Here is an 18080-nt window from a genome sequence, read left to right on the forward strand (position 1 = left end):
GCTTCGTTCTTTCGATTGTCCGCATGTCGTTCATGGCACGGTCCCTTCCCTACCAGCGGCGCTCGAAGCGGCGGCGCAGGATGATCGCGATGGCGTTCATTACCACGAGAAACACCAGAAGCACGATGATGGCCCCCGAGGCGCGCTCGACGAAGGCCGGATCGGCGCGCTGAGTCCAGTTGAAGACCTGCACCGGCAGGGCCGAGGCCGGGTCGAAGAAGCCTTCGGGCGGGGCGGCCGGAAACTCGCGCACGAAGGCCACCATCCCGATCAGCAGAAGCGGCGCGGTTTCGCCCAGGGCCTGGGCCAGACCGATGATCGTGCCGGTCAGGATGCCCGGCGCGGCCAGCGGCAGGACATGGTGGAAGACCGTCTGCATCTTCGAGGCCCCGACCCCCAGCGCGGCCTCGCGGATCGAGGGCGGCACCGCCTTGAGCGAGGCGCGGGTGGCGATGATGATCGTCGGCAGCGTCATCAGCGTCAGCACCAGGCCGCCCACGACGGGCGCCGACTGCGGCAGGCCCGCGAAGTTGATGAAGATCGCAAGGCCGAGGATCCCGAAGACGATCGACGGCACCGCGGCAAGGTTCGAGATGTTGACCTCGATCAGGTCGGTAAAGCGGTTCTTGGGGGCGAATTCCTCAAGATAGATCGACGCCGCGACCCCGATCGGCAGCGACAGGCAGAGCACGATGATCATCATGTAGAACGACCCGATGATCGCCACGCCAAGGCCCGAGGCCTCGGGCCGGTTCTCGGAGGCGTCCGGGCTGGTGATGAAGCCCCAGTTGAAGCGCTTTTCCAGCGTGCCGGCGTCGCGCAGGGCGTTCGCCAGCTCAAGTTGCTGGGGGCTGACCTGGCTGTCGAGCTGGGCCGATTCCATGCTGACCCGGCCCTTCAGATAGCCGTCGATCCGGGCATTGGCGAGGAACTCGAAGCTGATCGTGCTGCCGATCGCTTCGGGGTTGGCAAGGACGAAGTTGCGCAGCTGTGCCGGCGCCTCGTTCGAGATGATGCCGCCGGCGTCCTTGGGCGTCAGGCCCTCGATCGCGATGCCCAGTGCGGCCAACTTGGCGGCCATCGCCTCTTCGATCAGCGGCGCGTAGCCGAAGGTCGACACCTTCGCCAACTCTGCCGGATCGCGGTTGCCCGACTTGTCGAGCCGCTCTTCGGTCAGCGTCACGTCAAGCTGCACGAAGGTCTGCTGGAAGGCCGGCAGGCCCTGGCTGAGGATCGACGTCAGAAGCAGGATCAGCGCGCCAAGGCCGATGCCAACGGCGATCATCCCGTAGACCTTGAAGCGCTTCTCGGCGGCGTTGCGCCGGCGCGTGCGTTCGTCAAGCTCAAGCAGCGAGCCCTTGCGCGGCGCGTCCGGCGCGGCCGGCACAGGAACGGTGGCGTCGGTCATTCGTACTGCTCCCGGTAGCGGCGCACGATGTAGAGCGCCAGCACGTTCAGCCCCAGCGTGATGACGAACAGCGTCAGGCCAAGCGCGAAGGCGACAAGGGTCTCGGGGCTTGAGAAATCGGTGTCGCCGGTCAGCTGGCTGACAATCTTCACCGTCACCGTCGTCATCGCCTCGAACGGGTTGACCAGCGGCCCGAGCCCCTGGTTGAACTGCGCGGCCGCCGCCCCTGCCCCCAGCACCACGATCATCGTCTCACCGATGGCGCGCGAGGCCGCCAGCAGGATCGCACCGACGATGCCCGGAAGTGCCGCGGGCAGCACGACCTGGCGGATCGTCTCGGAATGGGTGGCGCCAAGCCCGAGCGAGCCGTCGCGCATCGCTTGGGGCACCGCGTTGATGATGTCGTCGGACAGCGAGCTGACGAAGGGGATCAGCATCACCCCCATGACAAGCCCCGCGGTCATGACCGAGGACGAGCTTTGCCCAAGACCCAGCGGCTGGGCGAAGTAGTCGCGCAGCATCGGACCCACGGTGATCAGCGCGAAAAGGCCATAGACGATCGTCGGGATACCGGCGAGAATCTCGATCATCGGCTTGGCCACGGCGCGCATCCGGGGGCCGGCATATTCCGACAGGTAGATCGCGGCGAAAAGCCCGATCGGCACCGCCACGAGCAGCGCGATGAACGAGATGAAGAGCGTGCCCCACAGCAGCGGGACGATCCCGAGGCTCGAGTTGCCGCGGAAGTCGGGCGACCATTCGAGGCCGAAGAAGAAGCTTTGCCAGGGATACTGCTGGAAGAAGTTCCGGGTCTCGAACAGCATCGACAGCACGATCCCCAGCGTCGTCAGGATCGCGATCGAGGCGGCGACGATCAGGATCGCCAGGATGCCGCGTTCGACCACGTTGCGGGCGCGGAAGTCGGGCGCGGTCAGGCGGTAGGACACCGCGAAACCGCCAAGGGCGACGGCAAGGACGGCCGCCCACATCAGCGTCGTGCCGGTGTTCGACAGCACCCGATAGCTTTGCGCGGCGACCAGAACCTCGGGCCCCACGTCCGAACCAAGCGCCACGCCCACCTGCCCCAGCGTCTCGCGCACGTTCGTGGCGTCGGCGTCCATCCCGCGCGCCTCATCCGCGGACAGCGCGCCGCGGGCGACGGCCACGTCAAGGCCGTTGGCCACCCGGCGCACGTCGCTCATCACCAGATCGCGGGTCGAGGTATCGGCGATGGCGCTGTCGGGGATCAGTCCCGCGACGCGCGCCTCGATCAGCACGGGCTGGACCAGAAGCCACAGGGCCAGCAGGCCAAGCGCGGGGGTCAGCACCGTCAGCGCGACGTTGGCGCCGTAGTAGGAGGGAAGCGAATGCAGCCCCCGGATATCGCCGCCCGCCCGCGCCAGAGCACGGTTGCGCCCCATGAAATAGCCGACAAGCGCCAGCACGGCGACGATCGCGAGAAGCCAGATAAGCGGCGGCATGGACCAGTTCCCCCAGGGTCGTTTCGCGCCGTCACCGGACGCGGTGTGGCGCGGCCCCGCGAAGGGCCGCGCCGGCAGCGTCAGCGGCTCACATCGACGAGCCCATCACCTCGCCCGCGGCGACGGCCGCCTGGGTTTCCGGCAGCGCCGGGTCGGCGACAAGACCGTAGGCGGCAAGCGGGCCGTCCGGGCCGGCGATTTCGTCCGAGATGAAGAACTCGGCGAATTCCTGCAGGCCGGGGATCACGCCGATATGGGCCTTCTTGATGTAGAAGAACAGCGGACGCGAGACCGGGTATTCGCCGGACGAGATCGTCTCGACGGTCGGCGCGACGCCGCCCATCGTGGCGACCTTCAGCTTGTCGGTGTTGTTCTCGTAGAACGCGAGACCGAAGACACCGACCCCGTTGGGGTTCGCGTCGATGCGCGCCAGCGTCTCGGTGTAGTCGCCGTCGATGTCGACCGACTTGCCGTCGGTGCGGATCGCCATGCACTTGGCCTCGGCGGTGTCCTCGTCGACGCCGCCGTCGAGCATGGCCTGCATGTGGCCGCCTTCCTCGCAGCCGGCAAGGATCACCTTCTCTTCGAAGACTTCACGGGTGCCGTGTTTGGTGCCCGGGATGAAGGCCGCGATCTCGACCGCCGGAAGCGCCGGGTCGACCTGGTCCCAGGTGGTGAAGGTGTTCGGCACCAGCGCGCCGTCGACGAAGTGCTCGGCGGCAAGCGCCTTGTACCACTGCTCGGGGGTGAAGGTGGTGAAGGCCGGGCCGTTGATCTGGCTGGCGAACACGATCCCGTCGTAGCCGATGCGAACTTCGATGATGTCGGTCACGCCGTTCGCGGCGCATTCGGCGACTTCGCCTTCGCGGATCGGGCGGGACGAGTTGGCGATGTCGATCGTGGTCTCGCCCAGGCCTTCGCAGAAGCGCTTGAGGCCCGCCGACGAGCCGCCCGATTCGACGACCGGCGTCGGGAAGTCGAAGTTCTCGCCGAAGGCTTCGGCGACGATCGAGGCGTAGGGCAGCACGGTCGAGGACCCGGCGACCTGAACCTGGTCACGGGCAGAGGCAGCAGTGGCGGAAACTGCGGCGATCGCCAGGGTCGAGGCGGTCAGTTTCACGAAGGTCATGTGGATCAGCTCCTGATTCGGTTTCTGCGGGCGGCGTTCGGCAGCCCCCCGCGACGGCCTTAGGCCCACGCGGCTATGCTTTTGTGACAGGTTGGTAACAGTTTTATGACACATCCCGTCTCCGGGCGGCGGCGTGGGTCAGGTCCCCGCCGCCGCGTCCGGCCGCACCGGCCCGACCGACGCGCCCGGCGCGCCCGGACCCGCCGATGCCGCAAGCGGCAGGATGACGGTGAAGGCGCTGCCCTTGCCCGGTTCGCTTTCGATCCGCATCCGCCCGCGGTGCCGGTTCACGATGTGCTTGACGATGGCAAGGCCCAGCCCGGTCCCGCCCAGTTCGCGCGACCGGTGGCTGTCGACGCGGTAGAAGCGTTCGGTCAGGCGCGGGATATGGACGGGGTCGATCCCTTCCCCGGTGTCGACGACCGAGATCGTGACGGACGGCGCGCGCAGCACGACGTCATGGTCCGAGCGCGCCAGCGACACCGTGACCGATGCCCCTGCGCCGCTGTACTTGATGGCGTTCTCCAGAAGATTGGTCAGGACCTGCAGAAGCTGGTCCTCGTCACCCGGAACGTCGACCGGCTCGGGCAGACCTTCGACCCGCAGGGTGACGTCCTGCGTGCGCGCCATCGGCGCCAGCGTCAGCGCCACGGACGCGACAAGCGCGGTGATGTCGACCGGATCGGTCGGGCGCATCCGCTCGGCCTCTTCGACCCGGCTCAACGACAGAAGGTCCTTCACCAGCCGGTTCATCCGCTCGGCCTCGCGCTCCATGATTCCCAAGAAGCGCTCGCGCGCGGCGGCATCGTCGCGGGCCGCGCCCTTCAGAGTCTCGATGAAGCCCAGAAGCGCGGTCAGCGGCGTGCGCAGTTCGTGGCTGACGTTGGCCACGAAGTCGCGCCGCATCTGGTCGGCCTCGCGCATGGGGGTGGTGTCGAGGAAGGTCACCAGCACCCCCTGCCCGCCCAATTCAAGCCGCACCGGCGCGGCGGTGGCGCGCCACGTCATCTCGCGCGAGGCTTCGCTCGACAGGAAGATCGCCTCGGCCGGCCGTCCCAGACGAAGCGCGGTCTCGACCGCGTCAAGAAGCGCGGGCTGGCGCAGACCGGTGATGTAGTGGCGCCCTGTAAGGGACGGCCCGAACAGCCGTTCGGCCGGCGCGTTGAGCTTGCGCAGCCGCTCGTCCGCGCCCACCAGCACGGACGGGATCGGGATCGCGTTCAGAAAGGAAGCCTCCATCACACCCTCGCGCGCGTCGGTCCGCCGTCCGGACCCGTCCACCCCGCCCCGACGCCGCCCTCCGCCTTGGGCACCTGCCGCAGGTCATGTCGCGGATGCCGCACCCTGCGCCAGCCCGGGTGGGAAGTAAACCGACGCCGCGTTCGCCGCCAGTCTGCACAGGAATTCGGCAGTCCGCGGGCGGCGCCCGCCCCCCTGTCGTGGCGATGTGACACATCTGGCGCCAGTCGCGCAAAAGGGGATGTTCATACAAGTTTACTCGCCTTATATTTGTAATCGGGAAGTGTGCGTGTTGACAGGCCGGACGGGGCTGGTCCGGCGAAGCTGAAGGAGGATGTCATGCATCCGTTCGGGTGGACCAACGCATGAAACGGCAGGATCTCGGTCTTGGGCCGGAGGCGGGCGCTGGCCCCGCGTCAGAGAACAGGGAACTGCCGACCGTTCTGGCGGTGGGCGATATCGAAGAGTGGCGCCGCCACGGGGGCGACATTCCCGCCGACAGCAGGCTTGCCTTCACCGACTTCGGATCGGTGACGCCCGAGCTGTTCCAGGTCATGGCACCGACGCTGGTGCTGTCGCCGCTTCTGGCGCGCGGGTTCGACTGCATCGACCTTTCGCAGGTCCTTCATGCACTGGGCTTCAAGGGCCGCTACCGCGCCATCGCCGAGCATCTGCCCGACCCCGAGATGATCCGCCGCGAGATCGCCGGCCTGTGCCCGGGGCTTGATTTCGACGTGATCGTGATGCCGCCCCGGTCGAGCCTGACGCACTAGACCGCCGCCGCGCCCGATCCTTCGACGGCCCGCGCGAAGGCCTCGCACAGCGCGTCGGTCGGCTCGCATCCGGCCGAAACGCGGAAGAACCCTTCGCCCATGCCCAGGTCGGCGCGCCGCTCGGGCGTCAGGCCCCGGTGCGACGAGCTTGCCGGATGCGACAGCGTCGTGGCCACGTCGCCCAGCGTCGGCGCGAAGGCGATTCCCTCGGCCGCGCGCACCAGTGCGTTGGCCTCGGCCCGGCCGCCGGCGATCTCGAAGCTGACCATGTGCGATCCGTGCCCGCCCAGCAGCGCGGCCGCGCGGTTGTGGTCGGGATGATCGGCGCGCGTGGGATACAGCACGCGCCGGACCCCCGGCAATCGGGCAAGCGTGTCGGCCAGCGCGGCGGCGTTCGCCTCGGCCCGGTCATAGCGCAGGTCGAAGGTGAACAGCCCGCGCTCGGCCAGCCAGCAGTCGAAGGGGCTGGCGGTCAGACCCGTCGTCACCGCCAGCGTGGCGATCCGCGCCCGCAGGTCGGCGTCGCGCGCCGCGACGTAGCCCAGCGTGGCGTCCGAATGCCCCGCCAGCAGTTTGGTCACCGAATGGATCACGATGTCGGCGCCATGGTCGAAGGGCCGGAAGGCCCGTGGCGTGGTGAAGGTGTTGTCGATGGCCAGAAGCAGGCCGCGATCCCGCGCCAGCCGCGCGATCCCGGCCACGTCGGCCACGCGGATGGTCGGGTTCGACACGACCTCGATCAGGATCATCCGCGTCTCGGGCCGGATCGCCGCCGCCATCGCCGCCGCGTCGGTCGCGTCGGCGGTCGAGGTCGCGATGCCAAGCCCGGGCAGCGTCTCGGAGAAAAGCCGCAGCGTGCGCCCGTAAAGCTGGTCGCCCCCCAGCACGTGATCGCCGGCCTTCAGCGCGCCAAGAAGCGCCGCCGTCACCGCCGCCATCCCCGAGCCCACCACCAGACCGTCCTGGGCGCCTTCCATCGCGTCGATCCGCCGGGCCAGGGCCACCGCGTTCGGATGGCCTTCGCGTGCATAGGTGAAGCCCTGCGCCCGGCCTTCATAGATCGCGTCCAGATCGTCCGGCGCGCCGGTCGCATAGACGACCGAGGGCTGGATCGGCGTCAGAAGCGGCCGGCTGGCGCTGTCGGGCCAGGCGCCGCGCGGGGGGGACCTGCGCGTCATCCTAAAGCGCCCTGAGGTCGGCCCGGAAGCGCGCGGCGTTGTCCTGATAGTGCAGCGCCGAGGCGCGCAGCTTCGCGGCCGCCGCTTCGTCCAGGGTGCGGACGACACGCCCGGGCGCCCCCATCACCAGCGAGAAATCGGGGATCTCCTTGCCTTCGGTGACCAGCGCACCCGCGCCGATCAGGCAGTTCCGGCCGATCTTTGCGCCGTTCAGGATCGTGGCGCCCATGCCGATCAGCGTCTCGTCGCCGATGGTGCAGCCGTGCAGCATCGCCTTGTGGCCGATGGTGCAGTTGCGCCCGATGGTCAGCGGGAACCCCATGTCGGTATGGCAGACGGTGTTTTCCTGAAGGTTCGTCCCCTCGCCCACCGTGATCGGTTCGTTGTCGCCGCGCAGCGTCGCGGCGAACCAGACCGACACGCGCGCGCCCAGGATCACGCGGCCGATGACATTGGCGTCGGGCGCCACCCAGGCGTCGGGATCGACGGTCGGGCGCAGGTTGCCCAGGGCGTAAAGCGTCATGACAGATCCTCGAACTCGGTCTGAAGGCTGCGGACGTGGTCGATCAGGCCCGGCTGCTGCGTCGCCTTCAGGCGTTCGGCCGCGACGATGGTCCGCAGCTTGTCCTCGGTCCGGTCGAGGTCGTCATTGATCAGCACATAGCTGTAGGCGTCCCAATGGCTGATCTCGTCCCAGCTGCGCTGCATGCGCCGGGCGATCACCTCGGGCGCGTCCTGCCCGCGGCTGACCAGCCGGCGGCGCAGTTCGATGATCGAGGGCGGCAGAAGGAAGATCGACAGGACATGGTTGGCCAGCGCGCTTTTCTGGATCTGCTGCGCCCCCTGCCAGTCGATGTCGAACAGGACATCCGCCCCGGCCTCGATCGCGCCCTGCACGGGGGCCACGGGCGAGCCGTAGAAATTCCCGAAGACATGGGCGTGTTCCAGCATCTCGCCGTCGCGCACCATGCGCTTGAATTCGGCCTCCGATACGAAGTGATATTCGCGCCCGTCGACCTCGCCCGGGCGGGGCGCGCGCGTGGTGGCCGAGACCGAAAAGCGGATCGTCGGGTCCCAGGCGCGCAGGCGCTTGGCCAGCGTCGATTTGCCGGCCCCCGAAGGTGACGACAGGATGATCAGAAGGCCCCGCCGCTGCATCGTCATTCCACGTTCTGAACCTGTTCGCGCATCTGGTCGATCACGGTCTTGAGGTCAAGGCCGATGGCCGTCAGCGCGGCCGAGCCCGCCTTCGAGCACAGCGTGTTCGCTTCTCGGTTGAACTCCTGCATCAGGAAGTCGAGCTTGCGGCCCCGCGGCCCCTGCCCCGTCACAAGCGCGCGCGCCGCGCCGACATGGGCGCGCAGCCGGTCGAGTTCCTCGGTCACGTCCGACTTCACCGCCAGAAGCGCAAGCTCCTGCGCGATGCGGCCTTCGTCCACGCCTTCGGCGGCGTCAAGAATGCGGGCAAGGGCGGCCGTCAGCGCGGCGCGCTGGGCCTCGGCCCGCGCCTCGGCGCTGTCGGCGGCCTGCGCGGTCAGCGCCTCGATCCGGTCGATCTGCGCCCCGATCACCTTGGCCAGCGCCGCGCCCTCGGCCTCGCGCGAGGCATGGAAGGCCGCGATCAACCGGTCGAGATCGGCCAGGACCGCCGTCCGCAGCGCGCCCGCGTCGACCTCATCGGCGGGGGCGGACAGCACGCCGGGAAGGGCCGCGATCTCGGCCGCGGTGGCGTGGCGCACGGCAAGCTCGTTCTCGGCGGCCAGATCCTCGATCTCGCGCAGGATCACCACCGTCCGGCGCAAGGCCGCGCGGTCAAGGGTCGCGGTCCCCGCCCCTTCGGACCGCGTCAGCTTCAGCGACAAGGTCACGCTCCCGCGCGAGATTTCGGCCTGAAGCGCGGCCCGCGCCGCGGGTTCCAGCCCTTCGATCCAGTCCGGAAGTCTGAGCCGCAGGTCAAGACCGCGGCCGTTGACCGACCGCAGGTCCCAGACCCAGCTCCAGTCCGCGGTCTGGCCGCGCACGGTGGCATATCCGGTCATCGAGCGCGTCATGACGGTGTCCCTCCGCATTAACCCTTTGGTAAGTTTTCCGCGGATTTCCGCGCCCTGCCGTGGCATCTTAAGGCCACGGAAACCACCCTTGCCGCCAGCGTTACCAGAGGCCTCGGACCTCGGCAACCAAGGCGCCCCAGCCGACCGGAGGCCCGGATGCCGCAGGACGCGTCGCCCGACAACGTCATCTCGCTCGACGCGATCCGCGCCGCGCGCCGCCAGCCCGCGCTGTCGCTGGTCGAGGACTATTGGGAAAGCCTGCGCGAGGACCGCCTCGTGCCCCGGCGCGACGATGTCGAACCCGCCGCACTGGCCGGCGGGCTGTCGCGCGCCTTCTTGATCGAGCGGGTCGCCCCCGGGCTGGCGCGCGTCCGCGTGGCGGGCAGCCACCTGACCGAGCTTCTGGGGATGGAGGTGCGGGGGATGCCGATCTCGGCCCTGTTCGAGCCGCACTGCCGCACCCGCCTTGCCGAAGCGCTGGAAACCGTCTTCGCCCGCACCGCCGTCGTGCGGATCGGGCTGGGATGCCGGGGCGGGATCGGCCGTCCGGCCCTGATCGGCGGCATGGTGCTTCTGCCGCTTCTCGACCGGGGCGAGGTGCGCTGCGCGCTGGGGGCGCTGTCGATGGACGGCCGCATCGGCCGTCCGCCGCGCCGCCCCGAGATCCGCAGCATGGCACGCCGCCACCTGATCGGCGCGGGGCCGGCCCAGGGCGACGGCGGCGCGGGCCTGCCTGCCTGATCGCAGGGCCGCAAACGCGACGGGCGGCCCGAAGGCCGCCCGCAGGGCACGGTCCGTCCGGGCTCAGACCGCTGCGGCGCGGGCCGTGGCAAGCCGCCGGTTGGTCAGTTCCTCGGCCACGAGGAAGGCCAGTTCCAGCGACTGCGAGGCGTTCAGACGCGGGTCGCAGGCGGTGTGGTAGCGGTCCGACAGATCCTCGTCGGTCACCGCGCGCACGCCGCCGGTGCATTCGGTCACGTCGCGGCCGGTCATCTCGAAATGCACGCCGCCGGGGATCGTGCCCTCGGCCGAATGCACCGCGAAGAATTCGCGCACCTCGCGCAGCACCAGTTCGAACGGCCGGGTCTTGTAGCCGGTCGACGACTTGATCGTGTTGCCGTGCATCGGGTCGCAGGACCAGACCACCTTGGCGCCCTCTTCCTCGACCGCGCGGATCAGGCGCGGCAGGTGATCGCCGACCTTGCCCGCGCCGAACCGCGCGATCAGCGTGAGCCGCCCGGGGTCGTTCTTGGGGTTGAGCTTGGCCATCAGCACCTTGAGGTCCTCGGCCGTGGTCGAGGGGCCGCATTTCAGCCCGATCGGGTTCATCACGCCGCGGCAGTATTCGACATGCGCTCCGTCGGGCTGCCGCGTGCGGTCGCCGATCCAGATCATGTGGCCTGAACCCGCCAGCCACTGGCCGGACGTCGAATCGACCCGGGTCAGCGCCTCTTCGTATTCCAGAAGCAGCGCCTCGTGGCTGGTGTAGAAGTCCACCGTCGAGAATTCGTGCGTGGTCGAGCCGTCGATGCCCGCCGCCGCCATGAAGTCGAGCGTGTCCTGGATGCGGTTGGCGATGTCGCGGTAGCGTTCCGCCTCGTCGCGGTCGGTGAAGCCCAGCGTCCAGGAATGCACCCGGTGCATGTCGGCGAATCCACCCTTCGAGAAGGCGCGCAACAGGTTCAGCGTGGCCGCCGACTGGGTATAGGCCTGCAGCATCTTCTTGGGGTTGGGCACCCGCGCCGACGGCGTGAAGTCAAGTTCGTTGACGATATCGCCGCGGTAGCTGGGCAGTTCCGCGTCACCCTTCACCTCGGTCGGCGCGCTGCGCGGCTTGGCGAACTGGCCCGCCATGCGGCCCACCTTCACCACCGGCACCTTGGCGCCGTAAGTCAGCACCATCGCCATCTGCAGCATCACCTTGAAAGTGTCGCGGATGTTGTCGGCGCTGAACTCGGCGAAGCTTTCGGCGCAGTCGCCGCCCTGAAGCAGGAACGCCTCGCCGCGCGAGGCCTTGGCGAGTTCCGCCCTGAGCTTGCGCGCCTCGCCCGCGAAGACGAGCGGGGGATAGGAGGCGAGCTTGGCCTCGACCGACCGCAGCTTGTCCTGGTCGGGATAGTCCGGCATCTGCACCCGCGGGCGCTTGCGCCAGTCGGTTTTCTGCCACTCGGTCATCGTCGTCACTCCGTCAGCGCGTTCGGGGGCCGCTTATAGGCGAGGTGGCGGCGAAGGCAAACGCCAAAAACGCCGCGCCCGGGGCCGGGGCCGCACATGCGCCGGCGTCTTGATCCCGCGCGGCAAACCTGTTTCGGTCGGTCAGCCGTTCCACATGGGGAGAGACGGGTGGACACGCCCCCGCAGCCAGTCAAGATCGCGGTCGTTCCGGACCGCCCGCGCCGCTTTGTCTTCGTTCTGATGCCCCGCTTCACGCTGATCGCCTTCGCCAGCGCGGTCGAGGCGCTGCGCATCGCCAACCGGATGTCGGGCCGCAGGCTGTACGACTGGCGCGTGATCGGCGAAGGCGGGACAAGCGTCGCCTGCTCGGCCGGGATCGCCTTCGCGCTGGACGGCGATCTCGGCGAGCTGACGCGCGACGACACGATCGTGCTGTGCGGCGGGCTCGACGTGGCGCAGGCGACCACGAAGCGGCTCCTGAACTGGCTCAGGCGCGAGGCGCGGCACGGCGCGCCGGTGGCGGGGCTGTGCACGGCAAGCTACGCGCTGGCCCGGGCCGGGCTTCTCGACGGGCGGCGCGCCACCATCCACTGGGAAAATCACGACGGTTTTCTTGAGGAATTCGAGGAGGTCGAGTTGACGAAGTCGGTCTTCGTCATGGATGGCAACCGGTATACCACGGCCGGAGGCACGGCTTCGATCGACCTGATGCTGAAGATCATCGCCGACGAGCATGGCGAGGAACTGGCCGGCGCGGTCGCAGACCAGCTGATCTATACCTCGATCCGCACCGACCAGGACACCCAGCGACTGAGCGTGCCGACCCGCATCGGCGTGCGTCACCCGCGGCTGTCGCGCGTGATCCAGATGATGGAAGCCAACATCGAGGACCCGATCAGCCCGGCGATCCTTGCGCGCGACGTGGGCCTGTCGACCCGGCAACTGGAACGGCTGTTCCGGCGCTACCTGAACCGCAGCCCCAAGCGCTATTACATGGAATTGCGCCTGGGCAAGGCGCGCAACCTGCTGCTTCAGACAGACATGAGCGTGATCAACGTGGCGCTGGCCTGCGGCTTCACGAGCCCGTCGCATTTCTCGAAGTGCTACCGGGCGCAGTATCACATCACGCCCTACCGCGAGCGCGGCGCGCAGGGCACCCGCACCGAGGCCTGACCCCCTGAACCGGCGCATGGGGGCTCTGCCCCCGGCCCCGCTGGCGCGGGACCTCCCCCGGAGTATTTCCGAAAGAGAAGACGCCCGGGCCGAAGATCAGCTTTCGTCTTCGAACATGTCGGACTGATCGCCGTCGTCGTCGTCCTCGGCCGGCGCAAGGCCAGGCGGCGGGCGGCTTTCGAGAAGGCCCGCGGCGCGCAGTTCCTTCAAGCCCGGCAGGTCGCGCGCGCTTTCCAGCCCGAAGTGGTCGAGAAAGCCCTCGGTCACGACATAGGTGACGGGGCGGCCGGGGGTCATGCGCCGGCGCCCGAAGCGAATCCATTCAAGTTCAAGCAGTTGGTCGATGGTGCCGCGGCTGACGCTGACGCCGCGGATCTCCTCGATCTCGGCGCGGGTGACGGGCTGGTGATAGGCCACGATCGCCAGCGTCTCGATCGCGGCGCGCGAGAGCTTGCGCGTCTCGACCGTTTCCTTCTGCATCAGGAAGCCGAGGTCGGGCGCGGTGCGGATCGCCCAGCGGTCGCCCACGCGCACGACCTGCACGCCGCGGCCTTCGTAGCGCTTGCGCAGCGCCTCGAGCGCGGCGGCGGCGTCGGCGCCGTGGGGCATGCGCGCGTTGAGTTCGGCGATGCCTACCGGTTCGGCCGTGGCGAAGAGGATGGCCTCGACCATCCGTTCCTGCTCGGCCGCAGGCGGCGCCTCGAAAAGGCTGTCGCGCACGGGATCGCCGGTCATTGCGGGACGCGTCGGATCTGGATCGGTTCGAAGAGCCCGTGCTGGCGGATCTGGATCTGACCGGATTTCACCAGTTCGAGCGAGGCCGCGAAATGCGAGGCCGTGGCCGAGCGGCGCCGCGCGGGCGAGGCGTCCCAGCCCTCGGGCAGGTAGGTGGCAAGATCGGTCCATTCGCCGGCGTAGCCGATGAGGTGGCGCATGCGGTCCAGCGCCTGCTCCATCGTCATCAGGTTCTCGCGGTCCATGGCATAGGGGCGGAACTCGTCCTTGGTGCGGATGCGCGCATAGCCCTGCATCAGGTCGAGAAGCGTGGCCGTCCACTTGACCTTGCGCACGCGGGTGACGTCCTCGGTCAGGCCGCGGGCGAAGAAGTCGCGGCCCTTCTGGTCGCGCGCCATCAGCTGCGCCGCCGCCTCGCGCATGGCCTGCAGCCGTTCAAGCTGGAACGCCAGGTGCGCGGCCAGTTCCTCGCCCGAGGGGCCGTCGTCGGCGGGATCGGGCGGCAGGAGAAGCCGCGACTTGAGAAAGGCGAGCCAGGCCGCCATCACGAGGTAGTCGGCGGCCAGTTCGATGCGCAGCGCCGTGGCCTGCTCGATGAAGGCGAGGTACTGCCGGGCCAGGGCCAGGATCGAGATCTTGCGCAGGTCCACCTTCTGGGTGCGCGACATCGTCAGCAGCAGATCGAGCGGGCCTTCGTAGCCGTCGACGTCCACGATCAGCGCCTCGGCCTGTCTCCGGGCGTCGACCGGATCGAAGGAATCGTCCATGCGGGTGTCCGCCTGCTCAGCGTTCTGCCATCAAGGCCTCAAGTTCGGCCTCTGCGGCGGCGATGTCAATCGGCTGGGGCGCGTGGCGCAGGGCAAGTGCCGCCTCGGCGCGCGCCTGCGCGGCGTCGGTCATCGGCCCAAGGGCGGCAGGCAGCGTCGCCATCTCGGCCATGTCGCCATTGCAGTGCAGGACCAGATCGCAGCCCGCCGCCAGGGCCGCCACACCGCGCTGGGCCACCGTGCCAGACAGCGCCTGCATCGAGATGTCGTCGGTCATCAGAAGGCCGCCGAATCCGATCTCGTCGCGGATGAGCGCGATCATCGCGGGGTCGATGGTGGCGGGGCGGTCGCTCAGCGCCTCGAAGACGAGGTGCGAGGTCATGCCCATCGGCAGGTCGTTGAGGCCCCGGAAGACGGCGAAGTCGGTGGCACGCAGGGTTGCGGCGTCGGTCGGCACGCGGGGCGGCTCGAGGTGGCTGTCGACCATCGCGCGGCCGTGACCGGGCATGTGCTTCATCACCGGCAGGACGCCGCCGGCGATCAGCGCCCGGGCCACCGCCCGGCCAAGGGCCACCACCGGGTCCACGTCCGAGCCGTAGCAGCGGTTCTTCAGGATCGCGTGGGTTTCGGGCCGGGCAAGGTCGCCGCAGGGCACGCAGTCGACGTCGATGCCGACCTCGCGCAATTCCTGCGCGATGATCCGGTAGCGCAGCTCGAAGGCGCGGGGCGCCCGGTCGCCCGCGCGCATCGCCTGATCGAGCGGCGGCAGCCATTCACGCCAATGCGGCGCGCGCATCCGCTGGACGCGCCCGCCCTCCTGGTCGATCAGGATCGGGGCGTCGCGCCCGAGGGCCGCGCGCAGATCGGCGGTCAGGCGGCGAAGCTGGCCCGGGTCCTCGACGTTGCGGGCGAAAAGGATGAAGCCCCAGGGCTGCGCCTCGGCGAAGAAGGCGCGTTCCTCGGGGCCAAGGCGCGGCCCCGCGCAGCCAAGGATGTAGGCCCCCTGCCCGGTCATGGCGCTGCCGCGTCAGCGCGCGACGACGGGGATGCAGCTTGCCTCGCCCGCGACGAGCACCGCGCAGAAGCGGCGGGCGTCGCTGAGATCGGCAAAGCCCATGGCGCGCAGCCGGTAGAAGGTGGTCCCGCCGGTTTCGGCCTGCTGGATCAGGCGGCGCTTGCCGTCCATGTAGTCACCGAAGGCACTGTCGATGCGCGTCCATTCGGCGACGGCCTCGGCCTGGGTCGGGAAGGCGCCCAGCTGCACGAGGCGCGTGCCCACGGGGACGCTGGCGGGGTCGACGTCGATGCCCGAAGAGGCCGTCGAGACCGGCGTCACCGCGCCATCAAGCGCCAGATCGGTGGCCGAGGCGACGGCGGGCGAAATCGCGACCCCCATGTCGTCGGACATCGAGACGGCGGACGGGGCAAGTTCCGCGGGCGCCATCGCGGCGAAGCTGGCGGGCGCCGGACGCGCCGCGGGACGCGGCACCGGACGGGGCGACATCGTCATGCCGCCCGCCGAAGCCGCGACCGCGCCGGCCGCCACCTCTGCATCCGCTTCGGGGGCGGGGTCGGCGATCAGGTCGGGCTCGAGCTCGGCCAGGGCGGCCAGAACGGCGAGATCGGTGGGTGACATGTTGAGCGTCGGGTCCACCGCAAGCACGCTGGCGCCTGAGGGCGTCGGGGCGTCCGCGGCGGCCGCATCGGCGGGGGTCGCGGGCGCGGTCCCGGCCGCGGCGGTGGCTTCGGGAAGAAGCGTCGCCATCGGCGCGTCCTCGTCGGCGAGCCCCGCGGGCGACGGCGCCAACACCACGCTGTCAGCGCCCGGAGCGGCTTCGCCCACGGCGGCGACGCGGTTGACCGCCAGCCCCTGGTGATCGGCGATCTCGCCGCCGGGATTGTCGGGCGCCACGCGCATCGGCCCTTCGAGCGCGGTGATCACCGGAACGCCCGAGACGTCGCGCACCAGAAGCTGCCAGCCCCAGTAGCCAAGCCCGCCAAGAAGCGCGAGCGACACGATCGCCCCCGCCCAGTTCACGAAGGTGGTAACCGAGGCGCCCTGCGCCGCCTCGTCGACGCCATAGGCGTCGTCATAGGTGAAATCCGCCATCTTGCCCGTGCCTCATTTCCGGCCCCGGTCTGCGCCAGGTGCCCGTGACTGCTCTCGTCCCCCGGGCGGGCGCTTGATTTGTCAGCGCATTTCCTCGACCGGAGTAACGCCAAGAATACCAAGACCTGTGGAAATGACAACGCCGACGGCACGTGGCAGCGCGATTTTTGCGGCTGTTGCGTCCGGATCGTCCTCTTGCACGAAGCGCAGGGCCGGTGTGTCGTTGCCTCGGTTCCAGAGCGCGTGGAAGTCGGACGCCAGTTCGTAGAGGTAGAAGGCGATCCGGTGGGGTTCGTGATTGCGGGCGGCAATCTCGACCAGGCGGGGCCATTCGGCGATCTTCCGGGCCACGGCGAACTCGGCCTCGTCCTCGAGCCGGGGATGGTCCGAGATCGGCAGACCCAGGTCCTCGGCCCGGCGCATGACGCTGCGGATGCGGGCGTGGGCGTACTGGACGTAGAAGACCGGGTTCTCCTTCGACTGCTCGAGCACGCGGGCGAAGTCGAAGTCGAGAGGCGCGTCGTTCTTGCGCGTCAGCATCACGAAGCGGGTGACATCGGGGCCGACCTGGTCGACCACGTCGCGCAGGGTCACGAAATGGCCCGCGCGCTTCGACATCTTGAAGGGCTCGCCGTTCTTGAACAGGCGCACAAGCTGCATGAGCTTGATGTCGACGGGCACCGACCCGTCCGACAGCGCCGAGACGGCGGCCTTCAGCCGCTTGACGTAGCCCGCGTGATCGGCGCCGAAGACGTTGATCAGCTCGTCGAAGCCGCGCGCGACCTTGTCGTAGTGATAGGCGATGTCGGGGGCGAAATAGGTCCAGCCGCCGTCCGACTTCATCACCGGGCGGTCGACGTCGTCGCCGTGCTCGGTCGAGCGGAACAGCGTCTGTTCGCGCGGCTCCCAGTCCTCGGGCGTCTTGCCCTTGGGCGGCTCGAGCACGCCTTCGTAGATCAGGCCCTTCTGGCGCAGAAGGGCAAGCGCGCCTTCGATCCGGCCCGAGCCGTAGAGCGACTTCTCGCTGAAATAGACGTCCATCGTCACGCCGAGCGCGGCAAGATCGTCGCGGATGAGGTCCAGCATCCGGTCGATGGCGAAGGCGCGCACGGTGTCGAGCCAGGCCGATTCCGGCTTGTCGAGCAGGCTTTCGCCATAGGTGGCCTTCAGCGCCTCGCCCACCGGGACAAGGTAGTCGCCGGGGTAAAGCCCCTCGGCGATCTCGGGGGCGTGGCCGCAGGCCTCGCGGTAGCGTTCATAAGCCGAGCGGGCAAGCACGTCGACCTGCGCGCCGCCGTCGTTGATGTAGTACTCCCGCGTCACCTGGTAGCCGGCGAAGGTCAGCAGGCTGGCCAGCGCATCGCCGAAGACCGCGCCGCGGGTGTGGCCCACGTGCAGCGGGCCCGTCGGGTTGGCCGAGACGAACTCGACGTTGATCTTCACGCCGGCGCCAAGACCCGAGTGGCCGAAGGCGGGGCCGGCGTCGATCGCTTCGGTCACGACGTCGTGCCAGACCAGCGGCGCAAGGCGCAGGTTCAGGAAGCCCGGTCCGGCCACCTCGGCGGTCTCGACGCGCGGATCGGCCTGAAGCCGGGGGGCCAGCGCCTCGGCGATCTGGCGCGGCGGCAGGCCTGCGGGCCGGGCCAGCACCATCGCCGCATTGGTGGCCATGTCGCCATGCGCCGCGTCGCGCGGCGGCTCGACCGCGACCGGGCCGTAATCGAGGCCAGTGGGCAGGGCGCCGTCGGCCACCATGGCGTCGAGCGTCTCGACCACAAGCCGGCGGATGTCGGAAAAGAGGTTCATAAGCATCCCTTTCGTGGCCCCGGGGTTTAGCACGCCGCCCCTCGCCGTCAACGGT

17 protein-coding genes are annotated in these 18080 nt (G+C 69.2%); 3 read left to right on the plus strand and 14 right to left on the minus strand.

The features are described 5' to 3' along the window. Window positions 1-49: 49 nt before the first annotated feature. The 4 genes from pstA to ACRDNQ_RS06495 form a co-directional block, all read right to left on the minus strand. Window positions 50-1408 carry a phosphate ABC transporter permease PstA gene (gene pstA, locus ACRDNQ_RS06480; protein WP_431827812.1) on the minus strand — a complete coding sequence of 453 codons (1359 nt, stop codon included), beginning with the start codon at window positions 1406-1408 and terminating at the stop codon, window positions 50-52. Then, window positions 1405-2889 carry a phosphate ABC transporter permease subunit PstC gene (gene pstC, locus ACRDNQ_RS06485; RefSeq protein WP_431827813.1) on the minus strand — a complete coding sequence of 495 codons (1485 nt, stop codon included), beginning with the start codon at window positions 2887-2889 and terminating at the stop codon, window positions 1405-1407. The genes pstA and pstC overlap by 4 nt, the downstream gene beginning before the upstream one ends. Before the next feature lie 88 nt (window positions 2890-2977). Then, complete coding sequence (locus tag ACRDNQ_RS06490; protein WP_431827814.1) at window positions 2978-4018, minus strand: substrate-binding domain-containing protein; 1041 nt, start codon at window positions 4016-4018, stop codon at window positions 2978-2980. A gap of 138 nt (window positions 4019-4156) precedes the next feature. Continuing rightward, window positions 4157-5257 (minus strand): sensor histidine kinase, encoded by a 1101-nt coding sequence (locus ACRDNQ_RS06495; RefSeq protein ID WP_431827815.1) that lies wholly within the window; start codon window positions 5255-5257, stop codon window positions 4157-4159. A 365-nt stretch (window positions 5258-5622) separates the two neighbouring features. Between ACRDNQ_RS06495 and ACRDNQ_RS06500 the strand changes: the two genes are divergently transcribed. Next, complete coding sequence (locus tag ACRDNQ_RS06500) at window positions 5623-6030, plus strand: hypothetical protein (protein ID WP_431827816.1); 408 nt, start codon at window positions 5623-5625, stop codon at window positions 6028-6030. On the opposite strand, the gene ACRDNQ_RS06505 is transcribed toward ACRDNQ_RS06500, so the two are convergent. The 4 genes from ACRDNQ_RS06505 to ACRDNQ_RS06520 are packed head-to-tail and all read right to left on the minus strand — an operon-like array spanning window position 6027 to window position 9259. Beyond that, entirely contained in the window at window positions 6027-7208 is a 1182-nt protein-coding gene (locus ACRDNQ_RS06505) for a trans-sulfuration enzyme family protein (RefSeq protein ID WP_431827817.1), read from the minus strand. The genes ACRDNQ_RS06500 and ACRDNQ_RS06505 overlap by 4 nt on opposite strands. A 1-nt stretch (window position 7209) precedes the next feature. After that, window positions 7210-7731, minus strand: coding sequence for a gamma carbonic anhydrase family protein (locus ACRDNQ_RS06510; RefSeq protein WP_431827818.1), 522 nt, complete (start codon window positions 7729-7731; stop codon window positions 7210-7212). After that, a complete protein-coding gene (gene gmk / locus ACRDNQ_RS06515; RefSeq protein WP_431827854.1) occupies window positions 7728-8366 on the minus strand; it encodes a guanylate kinase in 639 nt (212 codons plus the stop codon). Before gmk ends, ACRDNQ_RS06510 begins: the two co-directional genes overlap by 4 nt. Window positions 8367-8368: 2 nt before the next feature. After that, complete coding sequence (locus tag ACRDNQ_RS06520; RefSeq protein ID WP_431827819.1) at window positions 8369-9259, minus strand: YicC/YloC family endoribonuclease; 891 nt, start codon at window positions 9257-9259, stop codon at window positions 8369-8371. A 156-nt stretch (window positions 9260-9415) separates the two neighbouring features. Between ACRDNQ_RS06520 and ACRDNQ_RS06525 the strand changes: the two genes are divergently transcribed. Next, window positions 9416-10000, plus strand: a complete 585-nt coding sequence (locus tag ACRDNQ_RS06525; protein WP_431827820.1) for a PAS domain-containing protein — start codon at window positions 9416-9418, stop codon at window positions 9998-10000. A gap of 63 nt (window positions 10001-10063) precedes the next feature. On the opposite strand, the gene ACRDNQ_RS06530 is transcribed toward ACRDNQ_RS06525, so the two are convergent. After that, window positions 10064-11434: a class II 3-deoxy-7-phosphoheptulonate synthase gene (locus ACRDNQ_RS06530; RefSeq protein WP_431827821.1), complete on the minus strand. Its 1371-nt coding sequence runs from the start codon at window positions 11432-11434 to the stop codon at window positions 10064-10066. A 168-nt stretch (window positions 11435-11602) separates the two neighbouring features. On the opposite strand from ACRDNQ_RS06530, the gene ACRDNQ_RS06535 reads away from it, so the two are divergent. Continuing rightward, window positions 11603-12607, plus strand: coding sequence for a GlxA family transcriptional regulator (locus tag ACRDNQ_RS06535; RefSeq protein ID WP_431827822.1), 1005 nt, complete (start codon window positions 11603-11605; stop codon window positions 12605-12607). A gap of 96 nt (window positions 12608-12703) precedes the next feature. Here the strand turns inward: ACRDNQ_RS06535 and scpB are convergent, their stop codons facing one another. The 5 genes from scpB to argS all read right to left on the minus strand — a co-directional run bounded on the left by scpB (window position 12704) and on the right by argS (window position 18025). After that, window positions 12704-13342 (minus strand): SMC-Scp complex subunit ScpB, encoded by a 639-nt coding sequence (gene scpB / locus ACRDNQ_RS06540; protein WP_431827823.1) that lies wholly within the window; start codon window positions 13340-13342, stop codon window positions 12704-12706. Continuing rightward, a complete protein-coding gene (locus tag ACRDNQ_RS06545; protein WP_431827824.1) occupies window positions 13339-14109 on the minus strand; it encodes a segregation and condensation protein A in 771 nt (256 codons plus the stop codon). Before ACRDNQ_RS06545 ends, scpB begins: the two co-directional genes overlap by 4 nt. Window positions 14110-14125: 16 nt before the next feature. Beyond that, window positions 14126-15124, minus strand: coding sequence for a glycoside hydrolase family 3 N-terminal domain-containing protein (locus tag ACRDNQ_RS06550; protein ID WP_431827825.1), 999 nt, complete (start codon window positions 15122-15124; stop codon window positions 14126-14128). Between the two features lie 12 nt (window positions 15125-15136). Further along, entirely contained in the window at window positions 15137-16219 is a 1083-nt protein-coding gene (locus ACRDNQ_RS06555; protein ID WP_431827826.1) for an SPOR domain-containing protein, read from the minus strand. 81 nt (window positions 16220-16300) lie between these two features. After that, window positions 16301-18025, minus strand: coding sequence for an arginine--tRNA ligase (gene argS / locus ACRDNQ_RS06560; protein ID WP_431827855.1), 1725 nt, complete (start codon window positions 18023-18025; stop codon window positions 16301-16303). Between the last annotated feature and the right edge of the window lie 55 nt (window positions 18026-18080).

Source organism: Saliniferula longa (assembly GCF_050789285.1).
Taxonomy (GTDB): Bacteria; Pseudomonadota; Alphaproteobacteria; order Rhodobacterales; family Rhodobacteraceae; genus CAVPWP01.

Excerpts from the sequence above, each read along its gene's own strand:
- pstA (WP_431827812.1), bottom strand. The coding sequence starts at position 1,408 with ATGACCGACGCCACCGTTCCTGTGCCGGCCGCGCCGGACGCGCCGCGC.
- pstC (WP_431827813.1), bottom strand. The coding sequence starts at position 2,889 with ATGCCGCCGCTTATCTGGCTTCTCGCGATCGTCGCCGTGCTGGCGCTT.
- ACRDNQ_RS06490 (WP_431827814.1), bottom strand. The coding sequence starts at position 4,018 with ATGACCTTCGTGAAACTGACCGCCTCGACCCTGGCGATCGCCGCAGTT.
- ACRDNQ_RS06495 (WP_431827815.1), bottom strand. The coding sequence starts at position 5,257 with ATGGAGGCTTCCTTTCTGAACGCGATCCCGATCCCGTCCGTGCTGGTG.
- ACRDNQ_RS06500 (WP_431827816.1), top strand. The coding sequence starts at position 5,623 with ATGAAACGGCAGGATCTCGGTCTTGGGCCGGAGGCGGGCGCTGGCCCC.
- ACRDNQ_RS06505 (WP_431827817.1), bottom strand. The coding sequence starts at position 7,208 with ATGACGCGCAGGTCCCCCCCGCGCGGCGCCTGGCCCGACAGCGCCAGC.
- ACRDNQ_RS06510 (WP_431827818.1), bottom strand. The coding sequence starts at position 7,731 with ATGACGCTTTACGCCCTGGGCAACCTGCGCCCGACCGTCGATCCCGAC.
- gmk (WP_431827854.1), bottom strand. The coding sequence starts at position 8,366 with ATGCAGCGGCGGGGCCTTCTGATCATCCTGTCGTCACCTTCGGGGGCC.
- ACRDNQ_RS06520 (WP_431827819.1), bottom strand. The coding sequence starts at position 9,259 with ATGACGCGCTCGATGACCGGATATGCCACCGTGCGCGGCCAGACCGCG.
- ACRDNQ_RS06525 (WP_431827820.1), top strand. The coding sequence starts at position 9,416 with ATGCCGCAGGACGCGTCGCCCGACAACGTCATCTCGCTCGACGCGATC.
- ACRDNQ_RS06530 (WP_431827821.1), bottom strand. The coding sequence starts at position 11,434 with ATGACCGAGTGGCAGAAAACCGACTGGCGCAAGCGCCCGCGGGTGCAG.
- scpB (WP_431827823.1), bottom strand. The coding sequence starts at position 13,342 with ATGACCGGCGATCCCGTGCGCGACAGCCTTTTCGAGGCGCCGCCTGCG.
- ACRDNQ_RS06545 (WP_431827824.1), bottom strand. The coding sequence starts at position 14,109 with ATGGACGATTCCTTCGATCCGGTCGACGCCCGGAGACAGGCCGAGGCG.
- ACRDNQ_RS06550 (WP_431827825.1), bottom strand. The coding sequence starts at position 15,124 with ATGACCGGGCAGGGGGCCTACATCCTTGGCTGCGCGGGGCCGCGCCTT.
- ACRDNQ_RS06555 (WP_431827826.1), bottom strand. The coding sequence starts at position 16,219 with ATGGCGGATTTCACCTATGACGACGCCTATGGCGTCGACGAGGCGGCG.
- argS (WP_431827855.1), bottom strand. The coding sequence starts at position 18,025 with ATGAACCTCTTTTCCGACATCCGCCGGCTTGTGGTCGAGACGCTCGAC.